Origin of the sequence: Pseudomonas sp. AP42 (genome assembly GCF_001728935.1) — a bacterium.
Classification (GTDB): Bacteria; Pseudomonadota; Gammaproteobacteria; order Pseudomonadales; family Pseudomonadaceae; genus Aquipseudomonas; species Aquipseudomonas lactis.
Genome location: NZ_LYSO01000035.1, coordinates 1 through 16,523, shown reverse-complemented (window position 1 = coordinate 16,523; position 16,523 = coordinate 1). Strand labels below are relative to the sequence as shown.

Here is a 16,523-nt window from a genome sequence, read left to right as displayed (position 1 = left end):
CCCAGATGATCGGAATGGATCGCCGCACCGGGCAGCCCATCTCCGGCATCGAGCATCTGCGTCAGTGCATTGAAGACATCCTGACCACCCCGTTGGGCAGCCGCCGGCAACGGCCCGACTACGGTAGCCAGTTACGCCGCTTCGTCGACCTACCCGTTACCGAAGGTTGGAAAAGCGCAGTCCAGGCCGAAGTGGCACGGGCGCTGGGGCGATGGGAACCCCGGCTCAGTATCAGCCAGGTGCGTGTGGTGGCTGTTTTAGATGGCCGAATCGAGTTTGAACTCAAGGGCCTGTTCAAGGGCGAAAACGCGCTACTGAGGGTCGCCGCATGAGCACTGTGGATTTATCAGCGCTGCCGGCGCCGCCTGTGCTGGAGGATCTCGACTTTGAGCAAACCTACGCCGAGGAGTTGGCCGCGTTTCGTTTGTACATGGGCGAGAACTGGACCGCCGAGCTGGAAAGTGATCCAGTGGTCAAGCTTTTGGAGTTGGGGGTTTACCGGCGCATCCAGAACCGGGCCCGAGTAAATGACGGGGCCAAGGCACTGATGCTGGCTTATGCCATTGATGGTGATCTTGATCAACTGGCTGGCAATGTTCGACTGCAGCGCCTGGTGATCCAAGAAGAAAACCTCAATACCGTTCCTCCGACGCCTCGGGTGATGGAATCCAACGACGCACTGCGTGAGCGGGTGCAGTTGGTTTACGAAGGGCTGACAACCGCCGGCCCACGCAACAGTTACATTCTGCACGCCCGTAACGCGTCTGCCCTGGTGGCGGATGCCACGGCTGAAAGCCCATCCCCAGCAGAGGTGGTGGTCACCGTACTGCACCTGCAGGGCAATGGGGTCGCCCCGCAGCCGCTGCTGGATGCGGTGATGAAATACCTCAGTGATGACGACATCCGGCCTGTAGGTGATCGTCTCACCGTGCAAAGCGCGGAGGTCATTGAATACCGCATTGATGCAGTGCTGCACATGGCCGGTACCGGTTCGGAAAACGAGGCGATCCTGGCAGCGGCCGAGCAGCGTCTGGCGGGTTGGGTCAATCCTCGACGGCGGCTTGGCGTTGAGGTGCCACGTTCAGCCATCGACGCGCAGTTGCATATCAGCGGCGTCGGTCGGGTGGACCTTCCCAACTGGCAGGATATAAAGCCGACCAAGTACCAGGCGGCTTACTGCATCGGCTTTACCGTGAAGCAGGGAGGGCCGTCGTGAAAAGCCTACTGCCTATAAACAGCACGCAACTGGAACGGGCCATTGAAGCGGCGACCGACGAAGACACCGACGTGCCGTTGCGCACTTTGTACAACCCTGACACCTGTCCGGCGCACTTGCTGCACCAACTGGCCTGGGCCTGGTCGGTGGACCGCTGGGACAACAACTGGTCGGAAGCAGTCAAGCGTTCGGCCATCCGTTCGGCGTTCTACGTACATGCACACAAGGGCACCATTGGCGCGTTGCGTCGGGTCGTTGAGCCGCTCGGTTACCTGATTGAAGTCCAGGAGTGGTGGGAGACCACTCCTACGGGTGTTCCCGGCACCTTTGCCTTGAAGGTAGGCGTATTGGAAACCGGTATTACCGAGGAGATGTACCAGGAACTGACCTGGCTCATTGACGACGCCAGGCCCGTCACGCGCCACCTGACAGGCCTAGCCATCAGCTTGGAAACCACGGGCACCATCAATATTTTCGCCAGCACTTACGACGGCGATGTTATCGACGTCTACCCGCCAGTCGTTCGCGACATCGTCAGCACGGGCGTCATCGGCAGCGCTGGCCACGAACACTCAATTGACATGCTCGAAGTGTATCCACCGTCACCCGCTGCTATTTCGGTTGATTGCTACCTCGGCATGTCCGGGCGCGAACATTCCATAGACTTTTTGGACGTATACCCATGATTGTTGACGAGACTACGCAGTTTTTTGCCATCCTGACGGCGGTCGGGGAAGATAAACAGGTTAAAGCAAATTCCGGCCTCATGAGCTGGAAGCTCACCCATATGGCCGTGGGTGACGCCAATGACACCAATCCGATACCTGACCGCCTACAAAAGACTTTGATCAATGAGCGCCGCCGAGCTCCATTGAACTCGCTAGGTCCAGATCCGGCGAATCCTAGCACTCTGGTGGCCGAGCAAATTATTCCCGCTGAGGATGGCGGTTTTTGGGTTCGTGAGCTGGGGTTGTTCGATTCAGACGGAGACTTGGTGGCAGTAGCTAACTGCGCGCCTAGCTACAAATCTAAGCTTTCCCAAGGCTCCGGCCGTACGCAAATTGTGCGTATGAATTTCATTGTCAAAAGCACAGCCAACGTGGTGCTGATGATCGATCCGTCAGTGGTGAATGCGACCCGTAAGTATGTAGACGAGTCGATCACCACCGCCATCAACAAACTGGACTTTAAACAGTCGGTATTGGTGGCGACCACCGGCCCTTTGGTCCTGGCCGGAATTCAAGCTATCGACGGCTTTGTGGCTCCTGCGGGCTCGCGGGTGCTGGTAAAAGATCAGGCGCAGGCGAAGGACAACGGTTTATACCTGGTTGGCGCTGAAAGTTGGGTACGCGCGGTTGATGCCGACAGTAGCGACAAAGTGACGCCAGGTTTGCTTGTCACGGTCGAGCGCGGTACCGCCAACGCCGACACAGTTTGGCAACTGATCACAGATGGCCCGATAGTTGTGGGAACAACACCTCTGACTTTCCAATGGGCCGCTGGGCAAAATGTTCCAACACCTGCCGTTGACGACAGATCTAAACGTAGTGCCAACACCGAATCGGTGCGGACTCAGATAGAAAGCCCTAAACAGGCGTTTCCTGTTCACGTCTACCGAAAAAATCGACTGATCAATGGCGCCTTTCAGGTCTGGCAGCGGGGTAAGTCTGGCGTTATTGGCAAAGCCAACGGTGACCCTGAAAGTGCTTTCGGCCCGGACCGCTGGATGATTTACAGCCCAAAGAACGCCATGTGCAATTGGAGCCAGCTGCCACTTGAGCAAGATGCAAATATCAACGAAGCAAAGTTTGGCCTGCGGCTTTCTCGCCAAGGTGAGGGGCAGGGTTGGAACCTTAGTCAGCGCATCGAGAATGTCGAAACACTGGCCGGCGGAAAGGTCACCGTATCGTTCTATATGAAAACCAGCGTGCCACATACGTGCGCTGTGATTCTTCGTCAAAACTTTGGGGTTAACTCAACCGAGCCGAACGTTGATGTGGGTACCTCGGTGGAGCTGACAACAGTCTATAAAAAATACGTTGTCACCCTCGACTTGGGCGCCGTGGTGAACAAGAACAAGGGTGTCGCCAATGACTTTCTAGAAGTTATCTTTGCCAGTTGGGGAACGGGCGCCCACTACACGGACATTACCAATGTCCAGATTGAAACTGGCAGCGTGGCGACCCCTTACGACTACCGGACCTATCAGGAGGAGCACCGCGCATGCCTACGTTATTTTGAGAAATCATTCCTCCAGGATCACCCGATCAAATCGAACAATGGGCCGTCGACCTGCATAGCGACCTTTACACAAGCCGCCGCTGCACAGTCTTCACAGTCGGCTTTGCGTATGGATTTTCGAGAAATCAAACGCGTCGTTCCAACGTTGAAGTTGTATTCACCAGGTGAGCAAACATCGGAAGTATGGGCGCAATCGCTTGGTAAGCCATGCACGCTGACCAATATTCAAAGTTTGTGGGCAACCGGCTTTGCATTGTCATGTGTGCCGCCGAGCGGCTCCGTGCCCGGCTACACGCTTCAAATCGAGTGGACGGCAGACGCTGAACTTTAAGGTGATCTCATGGATAACATTCAGTACAAACACAGTCCGGCCGGTGTGCAGCGATTGCCCGATAGCGTGTTTATTCCCAACGACATGGGTAATAAGGACTGGGTCGCTTATATGGGTTGGGTGACAGAGGGGGGGCAGACGCTACCGCTTTCAAACGCTGATGACGATGCCAATGCCGAACGCCGTTGGCGCGATGGTGAACTGGAGTCGGTCAAATGGATGCGTGAGCGCCACCGCGATGAGTTGGAGTTAGGTAGTGCCACGTCACTGACTACGGACCAGTACGGCGAGCTTCTTGCCTATATGCAGTTCCTGCGCGACTGGCCCCAGTCAACGAAGTTTCCGACTCAAAAATACCGGCCCAAAAAGCCTGGCTGGATCGACCAGCAAACTCTTTAGCGCTCCGCATAGCCGGGGCGTTTTTGTATCCGCCGCTTACCCCCTCAAAGCCTCGCTCATGCGGGGCTTTGTCATTTCTGGAGAACTCGCATTATGGCCTCTTCCGGTCGTTTTCACGGCGTTACCGTCACCTTGGTAGATACCGGGGCACGGACCATTGCGCTGCCGTCGTCGTCCATTATTGGACTATGCGACACCTTTACTGTGGCGCCAGCGGCATCCGCCAAACCCAACGAACTGACGCTGATCACCAGTGAGCGTGAAGCGGTTGCCGCCTGGGGCGAAGACTCCGCGATCACGCGTGCATGCAAGGCGATTTTCGTTCGTGCGAAGGCCGTGGTCATTGGCTGCGGCGTTGCCAAAGTTGAAGACCCTGCTCAGCAGACCTCCTCAATCATTGGCGGTGTTCTGGCATCGGGGCAGCGCACTGGCATGCAAGCACTGCTGGACGGCAAGAGCCGGTTCAACGCCCAGCCGCGGCTGCTGATTGCCCCAGGTCATACCGCGACCCAGGCGGTTGCAACTGCGCTGGATGCATTGGCCGGCAAGCTTCGGGCCTTGGCGATTCTCGACGGGCCGAACACCACGGACGAAGCCGCAATGGCCTACGCCCAGGAGTTCGGCAGCAAGCGCTGCTTCCTGGTCGATCCGGGCGTGCAACTGTGGGACACGCTGCAGAGCAAAACCATCAACGCGCCGGCCTCGGCCTTCGCCGCTGGTTTGTTTGCCTGGACGGATGCCGAGTATGGCTTCTGGTCTTCGCCCTCGAACAAAGAGTTCGTCGGCATCACTGGCACCTCGCGGCCGGTCGAGTTTCTGGATGGCGACGAAACCTGCCGGGCCAACCTGCTCAATAACGCCAACATCACCACCATCATCCGCGACGGCGGGTATCGCTTGTGGGGTAACCGTACGCTGTCGGCGGATCCCAAGTGGGCGTTTGTTACCCGTGTGCGCACGGTCGACATCGTCATGGACGCAATCTTGGCGGGGCACAAGTGGGCGGTCGACCGTGGCATCACCAAGACCTACATCAAGGATGTCACCGACGGCCTGCAGGCATTCATGCAGGACCTGAAAAACCAGGGCGCGGTGATCAACTTCGAGGTTTTCGCCGACACCGAACTGAACACCGTCAGCCAGCTGGAGCAGGGCAAGGTTTACTGGAACATCCGTTTCACCGACGTACCGCCTGCCGAGAACCCGATTTTCCGGGTCGAGGTCACCAATCAGTGGCTCACCGAAGTCCTGGAAACCGCCGCCTAAGGAGGCTGCACAATGATTCCTCAAGTGCTTTTCAACACCAACCTGTTCGTCGACGGCATCAACTTCAAGGGCGATGTGCCCAGCCTGAGTTTGCCGAAGCTGGTGGTTAAAACGGACGAATATCGCGGTGGCGGCATGGCTGGCCCTGTCGAGATGGACATGGGCCTGGAAAAGATGGAGGCCAGTTTCACCACCAACGGCGTGCGCCGCGAGGCCATGAAGTTTTTTGGGCTGTCCGATCAAACCGCCTTCAACGGGGTTTATCGCGGTTCGTTCAAAGGGCAAAAAGGGCAGACCACAGCAGTGGTGGCGACCTTGCGCGGCATGCTCAAAGAGCTGGACCCAGGCGACTGGAAGCCAGGCGACAAAGCCGAGTTCAAGTACTCGATTGCTGTCAGCTACTACAAGCTGGAGATCGCTGGCCGCCTCATTTACGAAATTGACATGGTCGCCTCGATCCGGGTGATCGACGGTGTAGATCAACTGGCATCCATGCGCAGCGACTTGGGCCTCTAAGGAATTTATCGAATGGCTACCCCTGAACTGAAAAAACTCCCTACCTGGCTGAAGCTCACCGCCGAAAATGCCACCATCACCTTGTCTCGGCCCTCTGAGGTCAACGGCGTGACCGTTGATACCCTGACGATTCGCTCACCCACGGTGCGCGAAGTGCGCGCTGCTGATCGCGCCTCGGGCGACGACGAAGAGCAGCGCGAGCTGATGCTGTTCGCCGGCCTTTGTGAAGCAGGCCAGCAGGATCTGGAGGGCCTGAAGCTGGTGGACTACCACCGCCTGCAGGCCGGTTATTTTCGCCTGGTGCAGGACGACGGGGTTTAACCCCGCACTGTTGAAACTGGCGGCCAAACGCTTGGCGGCGGAAACCGGATTTTCAGCCGCCGAGATTCAGGCCATGCCGTTTGCCGAGATGGTCTGGTGGCTCTCGGATTGAGCCACCTACCGTAATCACTCGCTACAGGGAGCCACGACATGGCAAACAAACTCGCGCTCGGCCTGGTGATTGGCGGCGCCGTCAGCTCCACGGTGGGCACGGCCTTCAAGGATGTGCAGGGGCGGATCAAGCAGCTTGAAGCTCAAGGCACCAAGGCTCGGGTGCTGCAGCGCACGATTGGTGACACCATCCGACTGCGGGAGGAATGGAAGAAGGCCAATGATAGCGGCGCCGCTGGTGCCAGTACGTTGCTGCGCAAATTGGAATCCAATCTGAGCACGCTGAAAAAGCAGGGTGTCGAGGTGCGTAACCTCGCCAAGGCTTATCAGAGCATGGAGCAGGTCGCTCGCAAGGCCGACCTGAAAGCCACCGGGTACTCTCAGGTCAAAGATGGCAAAGAGGGCCTTACCGGCACGTTGGGTAAGGCGGCGGCTGCTACTGCTTTAATCGCCATTCCCACCAAGGTATCGGCCAACTACCAGACGCAAATTCGGCAGATGGCGCTGTGGGCACACACTGCCGGCACAGACGCCGAACAGAAAATGGCCGACAAGATCAGTGAGGTGGCCGCGAAGAAGGGGATGGGGCAGCAGGCTCTCGCTCGGGCGGTCGGTGGCTTGATCGAGAAGGGCATCGACTGGGAGGAGTCGGTGGACTATGCGCCGCTGATTGCTGACCTGGTCGACGGCCAGGGCATGGAGGCCGGAACCATTGCCACCTTGTTCAGTGCCTTCAAGGAGGCTGGGGTCAAGAAGGAAGATATGGGCGCCATGCTGGGTCAGGTGGCCGCTGCGGGTGACATTGGTGCGTTCGGCCCCAAGGACATGGCCAAGTACATGCCGGCACTGCTCGGCACGATTAAACGCCTGGGTATGGAAGGCCCGGAGGCCGTGCGTTTCCTCGGCGCGAGCCTGCAGTCGCAGTTCTCGCAGACCCAGGACGCGGCTGCTGCTGCGACCAACATGAACAACTTGCTCAACGCGGTGATCAGCAGCACCAGCCAGGAGCGATTCGCGAAACAAGGCTATGACCTGACGAGTTCGATTCTGGCCGCTACCAAAAGCGGCAAGGCGTCCAACCCGGTTGAAGCCTTCATTATGCTCAGTGAGCAGCTGATCCAAAAACAGGATCCGGCCAAGGCCAAGAAGGTTGCGGCGCTCAAGGCCAAGATCAAGGCGTCCAAGGATGGCAGCGCCGAGGAAGAACAGGCCATGGTCGCGCTGATCCAGGCGGCGGGTTTGGCGAATATCGTCAGTGACCAGAGCGCGAGTGACGGGTTGCTCGCCCAGATCAAGTACGGCAACACGATCAAAGACAACATGACCACCATCAAGAAAACCGATGGTAAGGCCAAGATCGAGTCCGACGCGGCGAAAGCTCGAGAGACATCCAACGCCAAGTGGAGCGCGGCGACATCGAGCATGGAAGCGACCATGACCAGCCTCGGTGATGCGCTACGACCGCTCACCGACCTGGCGGCCGATGGCTTGACCAAGGTTGGCAATAGCATTGCGGGCCTTGCCAATGAATTCCCGAAAATCGTCAGCAGTACGACGGTAGCTATTGGTGCGATTGGTGCAGCAGTGGCAGCGTTTCAGACATTCAAGATCGGCAAGGGCCTGATTAATTTGGCGCGTGGCGGTTTGGGCGGAAAAGCAATTGGTGTGCAAAAGGTATTTGTCACCAATTCGAATCCAGACGGCGTCCGTACAGGCAGGGGCAAAGGCGGTACAACGTTGTCGGTGGTGGAGAAAGGGCTGAAAGCTGCCGCCGCCTTACGAGATAAGGGTGGTCCTGGGGCTGATCCGAAGGCGGGTGGTTTGGATCCTGTTGCCACGGGCATTGATGTCGTCTCGATGATTCAAGACGCGGTGGGTAGTGGAGGGGAAGCCGCAGAGCCGGTGGGCGGTATTCAGCGTGTGTTTGTTGTGAATATGGCGTCCATGGGCGGCATGGGTAATTCACGGTCTGCACGGCGCCGAAATAGGAAACCGTCTATTCCTCGTACTTCGCGGCGCCGACCATCGGCTCCGCCACGATCACCGCGTCCGATTGGTCCGCCGCGTGCATCTGCGCCGGTACGGCGTCCGCCGGTTCAGCCACGGAGTCCGGTTACTCGGCCAGCGACACCTCCCGTGCCTGCGCCGGCTTTACGGCCACCGGTTCCAGCGCCTGGTCCTCCTGTTTTGCCAGGGCCTGGAACGAAGATGCTGACCTCGGTCGCCGGGGGTGTCGGTAAGGTTGGTAAAGCGGCCAAAGTAGTTCCGGGCGCCTCCTTGGTCGAGGCCGGCAGCATGGTGCTCAACACCTACCTGACTGCTGAAACGCAGGACGAAAAAGCGGAGGGCTATGGTGAGGCCGCCGGAACACTTGCCGGCACGATGGCGGGTGCGGCTGCGGGCGCTGCCATTGGTTCAGTGGTACCCATCATTGGCACAGCCATCGGCGGCATGGTGGGTGCATACCTTGGGAGCATGGGAGGTCAGCAACTGGGGGGCTGGGCAGGGTTGTCGATGTTTGGCAGTGACAAACCCAAAGCGACCGCCGCACCGATTACACCGATGTTGATGGCGGCGCGACCTGGGCCAGCGGTACCCAGTCTGGCAACTATGGCGAATAGCTTCGCCGCTCGGCAACCTGTCGTTGTGACGACTCAGCCAACACCTGCAGTGCAGGATATCGGAACGGCTGTGGCTCCCTTGTCGCCTGTTGCAAAACCGCTGATTCAGGCGGTACCGGTGCCGGTAAATAGCCTCGCCGTGCCTCCGGTGCGGCAACAGGCGCTGGTTGCAACAGCAACGCCGAAACCAACAGCACCGATGATGATGCCAATGGGGCCAGCGTTGGGCGACGTCACTCGCTCACTGGCGGCGCCTGTTGCTCCAAAACCCGCCAATCTGGTTATTCAGGCGCCTGCGGCACCTAAGCCAGAGCCTGCACGGGTGGACCAGAAGTTCAGCTATTCGCTGAACATGCCGGTCACGGTTGAGGGTGATGCCAAGGATCCGCAGCAATTTGTTCAGCAGCTTCTACCCCTGATGCAGCGCGCACTGAATGACGCCGCACAGCAGGAAGCCCGACGTAATCTCTACGACGACGCCCATACATAAGGAGGGATCATGGAATATCTGGAGCAGATGCAGTCCGGCTTCAAATACCTGGTCAGCGCGGGCGAGGCGGGCCGGAGGAGCATTGATGGGATTATGGGACCCGTAAACGGCGCGATCAGCGAGATCACGGGTGCGGCTGCTGAGCTTGAAAATGTGCCGTTCCTACCGCCAGGTGCAGGTGAAAAACTCCAACGTGTCATGCGGGGGATTGGTGCAGCACAGGCCAAGGTCGGCGCAGTGGTTGAGACATACAGCCGAGCTTCGCGGGCGGCCTCTCAAATAGACGAGCGCCTGGGTGTCCTCAAAGAACAAGCCGCTAAGGCCGGCGCGGCTATTAACAAGGTGGCCGGGACGGTCAGCCCATCGCTGGCAAACGTTCTACCGACCGAAGCCCTGGGGCTGTCTCAGACTCCTCTCGCTGAGGCCGTGAAGCCGTTTCCTCACCTGCTGATCATCCAGCCGCTCAAGCCAAACACCCAACCCTACTACTTCAACCTGGATACGGCGGCCTTCGACGAGTTACGCCGGCAGACGGAGTTTCGCTGGGCTGCGCAAGAACGCCTCAGCCGTCGACCGGCGCAACAGGCCATCGGTATGGGCGAGGAAAAAATGACCCTAAAAGGCTCGATCTTTCCGGGCTTCAAAGGAGGGCTCAAGCAACTGGACACCCTGCGCAGCATCGGGGCCCAATTGCTACCACTGACCCTCACCACCGGCTACGGGGAAGTGCTGGGCACTTGGTGCCTGAAGAACCTCGAGGAAGAACAGAGCGCGCTGCTGCAGGGCGGGATCCCGCGCAAGCAAGTATTTACCCTGGAGTTTGTACGATATGGCGATGACCTGCAGAACGTCTGACGGCGACGTGCTGGATACCCTATGTAACCAGCTTTACGGACACCTCAACGGCACCGTGGAGGCGGTGTTGGCCCACAACCAAGGACTGGCCGACCAGCCGCAACCGCTCAAAGCCGGGTTGCTGATTGTCTTCCCAGACCTTCCTCTGGTCACGGACAAAACCGTGCAGCTGTGGGACTGATGGCCGATTGCCCCATAGGGCTGTCGCCGATAGACTCGCCCCTTTTGGATCGAGCGCGGGACGCCTCATGGAAAGATCAACAGTGTTAAGGACGGTAAAACGGGGCATCTGGGCTGAGTTGGGCTATCGAATGAATTGGATTTTCTTCGGCATTGTGGGGGCGATCCTCCTGGCCTTCATTCCCATCGTCGGTTGGTTTTTGGCCGTAGGCGTGATCCTCGCCACGCTGTGGAAAACCTTCGGTTTCCGTGAAACCCAGGTAGTCGGCAGTTGCCCGGCGTGTACCAAGTCGATGGTCATTGAGCCGAAGACCGACGTCTTCGCCTGCCCTGTGTGTCAAAGCTGTATTGCTGTTCGAGAGGACAGCCTGGTGGTGCTCGACATCAACTGAGCACCCATTCATGACGAAGCCCCGCAATGCGGGGCTTTGTCGTTTCTGGGGTATCGAAATGAAACCAACTTTTAGAATTGTCGCGGACGGGACCGATATCACGACCCTGATCAACGACCGCCTGCTTTCCCTGCGCACCGTCGACAAACCCGGCATGGAGTCGGATGACTTCGAGCTGCGTATCGATGACCGCGATGGTGCTGTGTCACTGCCCAAGCGCGGTGCCGGCATTGAGATCTACCTGGGCTACGCCGGCAACAGCCTGACGCGCCTGGGCCGCTACATAGTGGATGAGGTCGAAGCATCCGGCCCGCCGGACACCATTGTGATTCGCGGTAAAGCCAGCGACATGCGCGGATCCGGCAAAACCACTCGCACCGGTAGCTGGGAAAACGTCACCCTTGCGCAGATCGTCACCGACGTGGCCGCTCGCAACGGTTGGCAACCCGTATGTTCCATCACCACTGTGGTGCCTCGGGTCGACCAGATCGGCGAATCCGACTTCAACTTCATCACTCGCCTGTCCAAACAATACGACTGCACCGCCAAGGTCGCCGACGGCAAGCTGTTGGTGATGCAGCGTCAAGCGGGACAGAGCGCAAGCGGCAAAACCCTCGGCGTGGTCACCATCAAGAAAAGCGATGTCAGCCGCTGGCAGTTTCATTTCGCTGATCGCACCACGCAAAAGGCGGTCAAGACACGCTACCAGGACAAAAAAAACGGCGAGCTGGTGACCCTGGAGCTGGGCAACGATGACGCCCCGGAAGGCATGCCGCCGGTACATACCGACCGACACATCCATCCCAACAAGTCTGCAGCGGAACAGGCCGCCAAGGCACGGCTGAATGCGTTCAACCGCTCCTCTGCAGCAGTTCGGCTGGAGATGGTGGGGCGCACCGACTTGTTTGCCGAGCGCCATATCAACGCGCAGGGCTTCAAGGACGGATTGGATGGAGATTTTCTGGTGGACTCGGTGGAACAGGTGTTCACCCAGGCCGGCTGGTCCACCACGGTCGAGTGCAACGCCGGCAAAAAAGGCAAAGCCAAGGCCAAAGGTAAGAAACAGAAAAAGCCGCTCACTGTGCTGACAGTGCCGTGACCGCTTAACGCATCGAGGGACCCGCAACGATGAACTCAGGAGGCGCCATGCCCATCACCGAGCAACAACTTCAACGCATCATGCCCAACGCCCGCCGCCAAGCGGGCGTTTTTGTATCTGCTCTAAATGCAGCGATGATCAACAGGAAGATCAATACACCCAAGCGCCAGGCCGCATTCCTCGCCCAGGTCGGCCACGAGTCCGGTCAGTTGCAATACGTACGCGAACTGGGCAGCGATCAGTACCTCAGCAAATACGACACCGGCGCCTTGGCGGCCAAGCTCGGTAACACCCCAGAAGCCGACGGTGATGGTCAGCGCTACCGTGGTCGTGGCCTGATTCAGGTCACCGGTCACGACAACTACCTGCGCTGCAGTCTGGCGCTGTTTGGCGATGAACGATTGTTGCGCACCCCAGAGCTGCTCGAGCAGCCGCAATGGGCTGCAGAGTCGGCCGCGTGGTTCTGGTCGGTGAATGGGCTGAATGCGCTCGCGGATCAGGACCAGTTCAACACAATCACCCGTCGGATCAATGGCGGCCTCAACGGCCTGGAGGATCGGCTGCAGCTCTGGGATAGGGCGAGGGCAGTGTTATGCGTCTCTTCGACCTGATCCCCGCGCAGTTTCGAATCGCTGTCGTCGGCGGCTTGTTGCTGATGGTCGCCGCCGGATCCGCGGCGTTGGCCTGGACTGCTCAGGAGTGGCGTTATGGCAGCGTGTTGGAGCGGCAAGCCCGGCTGCAGGCGGACACCCTCAACGAAATATCCCAAGCTTCTGCTGCTCTGCAGCGTTCAGAGCAGGACAAGCGCCTTGCCCTGGAGCTCCGCCTGCAGAACAAAGACGAAACCCACTACAAGGAATTGACCGATGAGCAAATCAAGCAGGCTCGTCTGCGTGATCGCCTGGCTACTGCTGATCTGCGGCTGTCAGTCGTACTCGCCGCCACCGAAACCACCGGCAGCTGTTCAGTGCCAACCACCACCGCCACCGGCCGCGTGGTTCATGGCACCACAAGAGCCCAACTTGACCCAGCGCATGCTCAACGAATTATCGGAATCACCGATGCCGGCGACCGTGGATTGATCGCCCTGCGGGCCTGTCAGGCTTACGCAAAAGAAGTTTCTACACCGAAGTAAAAGGAGCGGCCGGGCAGGATGCGTCAACATCCAACCCGGCCACCTTCCCCGCAGATCGTCCCTGCAAGTCCAGCCAAGGCTCCTGCTTCGTGCACAAAGCGGAGCGAGCCTAGCACTGTTCATCCATACAGCAAAGGTCTTGCTATTTTATGTCTACACCCATCATCCCTTGGATGGGCGGCAAACGCCGCCTGGCCGACCGCCTTATCCCGCTCTTCCCGCCACACGAATGCTACGTTGAAGTCTTTGCCGGCGGCGCCGCGCTCTACTTCATGCGTCCCCAGGCAGCGCCTGTTGAAGTTCTTAACGACATCAATGGCGACCTGGTCACGCTGTACCGCGTCGTGCAGAACCACCTGGAGGAATTCGTCCGCCAGTTCAAATGGGCGCTCAGTTCCCGCCAAGTGTTCGAGTGGCAAAAGATGACCCGCCCGGAAACCCTCACCGACATTCAGCGCGCCGCCCGTTTCTTTTACCTGCAGCACCATGCCTTCGCCGGCAAAGTGACCGGGCAGACGTTCGGCACTGCAACGACCGGCCCGGCCATTAACCTGTTGCGGATCGAGGAAAACCTGTCAGCAGCGTGGCAGCGTTTGTCCGGCACGTATGTCGAAAACCTTGGGTGGCTGGAATGCGCCGAACGCTACGACCGGCCGCATACCTTCCATTACATGGACCCGCCTTACTGGCAGACCGCCGGCTATGGTGTTGACTTCCCTTTCGAAAATTACGAGCGGATGGCCGAGTTCATGCGGCGTTGCAAAGGCAAGGTGATGGTTAGCATCAACGATCACCCTGATATCCGGCGAGTGTTTGAAGGATTCCATTTCGAAACGGTGGATATTCGCTACAGCACCACAAACCAGCGGCAAGGCTCGTCAGGTCTCAGCGGAGAATTGGTCATCATGAACTGGCAACCAGATTCTCTGGGATCCCTTTTTTAAACTCACGCAGCAAGGTATCCATAACCCAAGCAACCTAATATTTTAGGACTTAAAAATCTCCCAAGCCTTCCGCAGAGCGTCAAAAACGTTGGTGAGCGCAATTAGTAAAGCGATCCATTTCATGATGTTTTCTCTGTAAAGAAATTCGAGCCTTCAGGGACCGATATATCGTTTGCGGAAATCAGTGAGGCTACGTAGGAGCTATGGCGGGAATCTACTTGTTGTTGGTTGTCCTAAGATTTGGTTTTGTGCCGAGTCCTTTTTAGGCTAGTACGCGGCTGGGTTTTAAGTCAATGCTTGTTGCTGTTTTTTTTGCGGGCGTAAGTTGGGGAAGTGACGCCCACTTACGCACGTACTTGGGGTCGATGCCCTGTAGTGGCCGTTTTTGTTGGGGTTTGGCGTTGTAGTGTCCTCCGCTAGCAGTGCTTTAGCGGTCTAGCGATAGCATCATGCGTTTTAACGTTTTAACGTTTTAACGTTAAAACGTTAAAACGTTAAAACGTTTTTGCGTATGCAAGGTACATAGGTACATAGGTACATAGGTACGTAGGTACGTAGGTACGTAAGTACAAAGGTACAATAGGGCATCGTAGTGGATCGACGAATTAACGAATTAACGAATTAACGAATTAACGAATTAACGAAATAGCGAAATGACGAAATAACGAAGTGAGGAGGTTGATGAGTTATGAAGTTATGAGGTTGTGAGGTTGTGAAGTAACGAAATGACGAGGTGGCGAAGTGACCATGACGAAATAGCGAGTGAGTAATGCTTCATTAAAATCACATGAGGGGGGATCCTTCCAGGTTGCTCGTTTTGAGCACAGCAGCAGAATTTTAGCAGCTAAAATTTCCTCGAACCGTATTGCTGCTGCGGCAGCCTATTTCCCATCAGACGGGAGAATTAAAGAGGCTCCTTGATTTAGGGGGTCACCGACTGCTTTGCCGACTGAATACCACTCAAAGTCCTCCACAGGCTGGCAACATTCCTTTGCTATTTCCGCGGCCCTGGCTGGAGTGAGGTCGGGGTCGATCCATTCCCTGGCGTGCTCAGGTGTCAGCACCAACGGCTTGCGGTCATGGATGTCCACCATGCCCTGATCACTGGCGGCTGTGATGATCACGAACCCATCGCCTTCGTGGGGATCCAGGCCAGGGTGAACTTGGGCAAGCGCGCCAAAGAACATGGGTTTCTGACTCTTCAGGCGAATGAAGTAGGGCTGCTTTCTCTTCGGATCGTCAGGGTCTTTGACCCACTCATACCACCCTTCACTCGGCACCAGGGCTCGGCCATTCGGCCAAAGTTGCTTGAAGAACTTTCCCGTGGTGACCGTCTCTACACGGGCGTTGATCGGATTGGGGCGATTGCCCTTGGCCCAGAACGGCGCCCATCCCCATTTGACTGCATCGATATGCAGCCCATCCTCTGCGGCGTGCAGTAACTGCACCCCTGTCGACGGGGCGACGTTGTAGCGATCAATAGGCTGAGCGTCGTAGCCGCCGAACAGCTCTATTTGGGGGCTCAGTTCCTCAATAAAGATCGCCATCCCTTCGTACTGCACAAATCGTCCGCACATGCGGCTTCTCCGTCTGTCGAAATCCCCTACAGAAAAATTGACCGCACGCGCCCTACAAAGTTAACTGTACATTCGTACAGTGCATGTAAAAGGCCGCATCATGAGCTTCACCATTTTAGGTCCTATCGCTGAGGCAGGCGTGAAGCTGCCTATGTGTTCGTTTCAGGTTCCGGCTGGCTTCCCTTCGCCGGCAGCGGATCATATTGAGCAGCACATCTCATTGGATGAGGTCCTGAATATCCGCGCACCGCATGTGTACCTGGTAGCCATCACCGGGGAAAGCATGCAGGGGATTGGTATTTTTGAAGGCGATCTCGCGGTGGTGGATCGTGCCATTGAGCCGGCGCACGGGCATGTGGTGGTGGCTCTGCTGAACAATGAGCCCGTCTGCAAGCGCCTATGTAAGCGTGGCCCAGAGGTTGTCCTTTTGTCAGAAAATCCCAAATACCCGGCGCGATACGTTCTCGAAGGGGATGAGCTGTCAATCTGGGGTGTGATCACCAGCACAGTGCGCAGCCATGTCTAAGCAGCAACCGACCTTTGCGCTGGTCGACTGCAACAGCTTCTATGCCAGTTGCGAGCGGGTATTCCGGCCGGACTTGGCGAAGGTGCCCATCGTGGTGCTGAGCAATAACGACGGCTGTGTCATTGCTCGAAGCTACGACGCCAAGCCGTTCATTAAGATGGGCGAGCCGTATTTCCAGATCAAGCACAAGCTCAAGCAACACGGCATTGTCCCGTTCTCCTCAAACTATGCGCTGTATGGCGACATGAGCGAGCGCGTCATGAGTCTGATTGAGGCGATGGTGCCGGCAGTTGAGGTGTACAG

The 16,523-nt window shown here is 57.6% G+C and carries 18 protein-coding genes and 1 pseudogene; 18 read left to right on the top strand and 1 reads right to left on the bottom strand.

The genetic code is table 11. From position 1 onward, the window contains the following. Nucleotides 1–5: 5 nt before the first annotated feature. The 16 genes from A7K61_RS14825 to A7K61_RS14750 all read left to right on the top strand — a co-directional run bounded on the left by A7K61_RS14825 (nt 6) and on the right by A7K61_RS14750 (nt 14,117). Complete coding sequence (locus A7K61_RS14825; protein ID WP_043046683.1) at nt 6–332, top strand: GPW/gp25 family protein; 327 nt, start codon at nt 6–8, stop codon at nt 330–332. Further along, nucleotides 329–1,216, top strand: coding sequence for a baseplate J/gp47 family protein (locus tag A7K61_RS14820; RefSeq protein ID WP_069557840.1), 888 nt, complete (start codon nt 329–331; stop codon nt 1,214–1,216). Before A7K61_RS14825 ends, A7K61_RS14820 begins: the two co-directional genes overlap by 4 nt. After that, a complete protein-coding gene (locus A7K61_RS14815) occupies nt 1,213–1,902 on the top strand; it encodes a phage tail protein I (RefSeq protein ID WP_069557839.1) in 690 nt (229 codons plus the stop codon). The genes A7K61_RS14820 and A7K61_RS14815 overlap by 4 nt, the downstream gene beginning before the upstream one ends. Further along, on the top strand, nt 1,899–3,788 hold the full coding sequence (locus tag A7K61_RS14810) for a phage tail protein (protein ID WP_069557838.1): 1,890 nt from the start codon (nt 1,899–1,901) through the stop codon (nt 3,786–3,788). The genes A7K61_RS14815 and A7K61_RS14810 overlap by 4 nt, the downstream gene beginning before the upstream one ends. A 9-nt stretch (nt 3,789–3,797) precedes the next feature. Continuing rightward, complete coding sequence (locus A7K61_RS31400) at nt 3,798–4,187, top strand: phage tail assembly chaperone (protein WP_139129496.1); 390 nt, start codon at nt 3,798–3,800, stop codon at nt 4,185–4,187. A 93-nt stretch (nt 4,188–4,280) separates the two neighbouring features. After that, nucleotides 4,281–5,453 carry a phage tail sheath family protein gene (locus A7K61_RS14800; RefSeq protein WP_069557837.1) on the top strand — a complete coding sequence of 391 codons (1,173 nt, stop codon included), beginning with the start codon at nt 4,281–4,283 and terminating at the stop codon, nt 5,451–5,453. Between the two features lie 12 nt (nt 5,454–5,465). Next, a complete protein-coding gene (locus A7K61_RS14795; RefSeq protein WP_069557836.1) occupies nt 5,466–5,969 on the top strand; it encodes a phage major tail tube protein in 504 nt (167 codons plus the stop codon). Between the two features lie 12 nt (nt 5,970–5,981). Continuing rightward, complete coding sequence (locus A7K61_RS14790) at nt 5,982–6,290, top strand: phage tail assembly protein (protein ID WP_056845384.1); 309 nt, start codon at nt 5,982–5,984, stop codon at nt 6,288–6,290. Between the two features lie 150 nt (nt 6,291–6,440). Continuing rightward, nucleotides 6,441–9,512: a phage tail tape measure protein gene (locus A7K61_RS33760; RefSeq protein ID WP_083263098.1), complete on the top strand. Its 3,072-nt coding sequence runs from the start codon at nt 6,441–6,443 to the stop codon at nt 9,510–9,512. Nucleotides 9,513–9,521: 9 nt separating this feature from the next. Beyond that, on the top strand, nt 9,522–10,367 hold the full coding sequence (locus A7K61_RS14780) for a phage tail protein (RefSeq protein WP_069557835.1): 846 nt from the start codon (nt 9,522–9,524) through the stop codon (nt 10,365–10,367). After that, on the top strand, nt 10,342–10,548 hold the full coding sequence (locus A7K61_RS14775) for a tail protein X (RefSeq protein ID WP_069557834.1): 207 nt from the start codon (nt 10,342–10,344) through the stop codon (nt 10,546–10,548). The genes A7K61_RS14780 and A7K61_RS14775 overlap by 26 nt, the downstream gene beginning before the upstream one ends. 130 nt (nt 10,549–10,678) lie before the next feature. Then, nucleotides 10,679–10,939: a hypothetical protein gene (locus A7K61_RS14770; RefSeq protein WP_043046692.1), complete on the top strand. Its 261-nt coding sequence runs from the start codon at nt 10,679–10,681 to the stop codon at nt 10,937–10,939. A gap of 58 nt (nt 10,940–10,997) precedes the next feature. Continuing rightward, nucleotides 10,998–12,038: a phage late control D family protein gene (locus A7K61_RS14765; RefSeq protein ID WP_069557832.1), complete on the top strand. Its 1,041-nt coding sequence runs from the start codon at nt 10,998–11,000 to the stop codon at nt 12,036–12,038. A gap of 47 nt (nt 12,039–12,085) precedes the next feature. Continuing rightward, nucleotides 12,086–12,649 carry a glycoside hydrolase family 19 protein gene (locus A7K61_RS14760; RefSeq protein WP_069557831.1) on the top strand — a complete coding sequence of 188 codons (564 nt, stop codon included), beginning with the start codon at nt 12,086–12,088 and terminating at the stop codon, nt 12,647–12,649. Next, nucleotides 12,631–13,173, top strand: coding sequence for a lysis system i-spanin subunit Rz (locus tag A7K61_RS14755; RefSeq protein ID WP_069557830.1), 543 nt, complete (start codon nt 12,631–12,633; stop codon nt 13,171–13,173). The genes A7K61_RS14760 and A7K61_RS14755 overlap by 19 nt, the downstream gene beginning before the upstream one ends. Nucleotides 13,174–13,322: 149 nt before the next feature. After that, nucleotides 13,323–14,117: a DNA adenine methylase gene (locus A7K61_RS14750; protein WP_069557829.1), complete on the top strand. Its 795-nt coding sequence runs from the start codon at nt 13,323–13,325 to the stop codon at nt 14,115–14,117. An 881-nt stretch (nt 14,118–14,998) separates the two neighbouring features. Here A7K61_RS14750 and A7K61_RS14745 read toward each other — a convergent pair. Then, nucleotides 14,999–15,694, bottom strand: coding sequence for an SOS response-associated peptidase family protein (locus A7K61_RS14745; protein WP_069557828.1), 696 nt, complete (start codon nt 15,692–15,694; stop codon nt 14,999–15,001). Between the two features lie 100 nt (nt 15,695–15,794). On the opposite strand from A7K61_RS14745, the gene A7K61_RS14740 reads away from it, so the two are divergent. Both A7K61_RS14740 and A7K61_RS14735 read left to right on the top strand, forming a co-directional pair. Continuing rightward, nucleotides 15,795–16,220 (top strand): LexA family transcriptional regulator, encoded by a 426-nt coding sequence (locus A7K61_RS14740; protein ID WP_069557827.1) that lies wholly within the window; start codon nt 15,795–15,797, stop codon nt 16,218–16,220. Continuing rightward, a pseudogene (locus tag A7K61_RS14735) lies at nt 16,213–16,523 on the top strand (DNA polymerase V subunit UmuC); the annotation flags it as partial. The gene A7K61_RS14740 and the pseudogene A7K61_RS14735, both read left to right, overlap by 8 nt.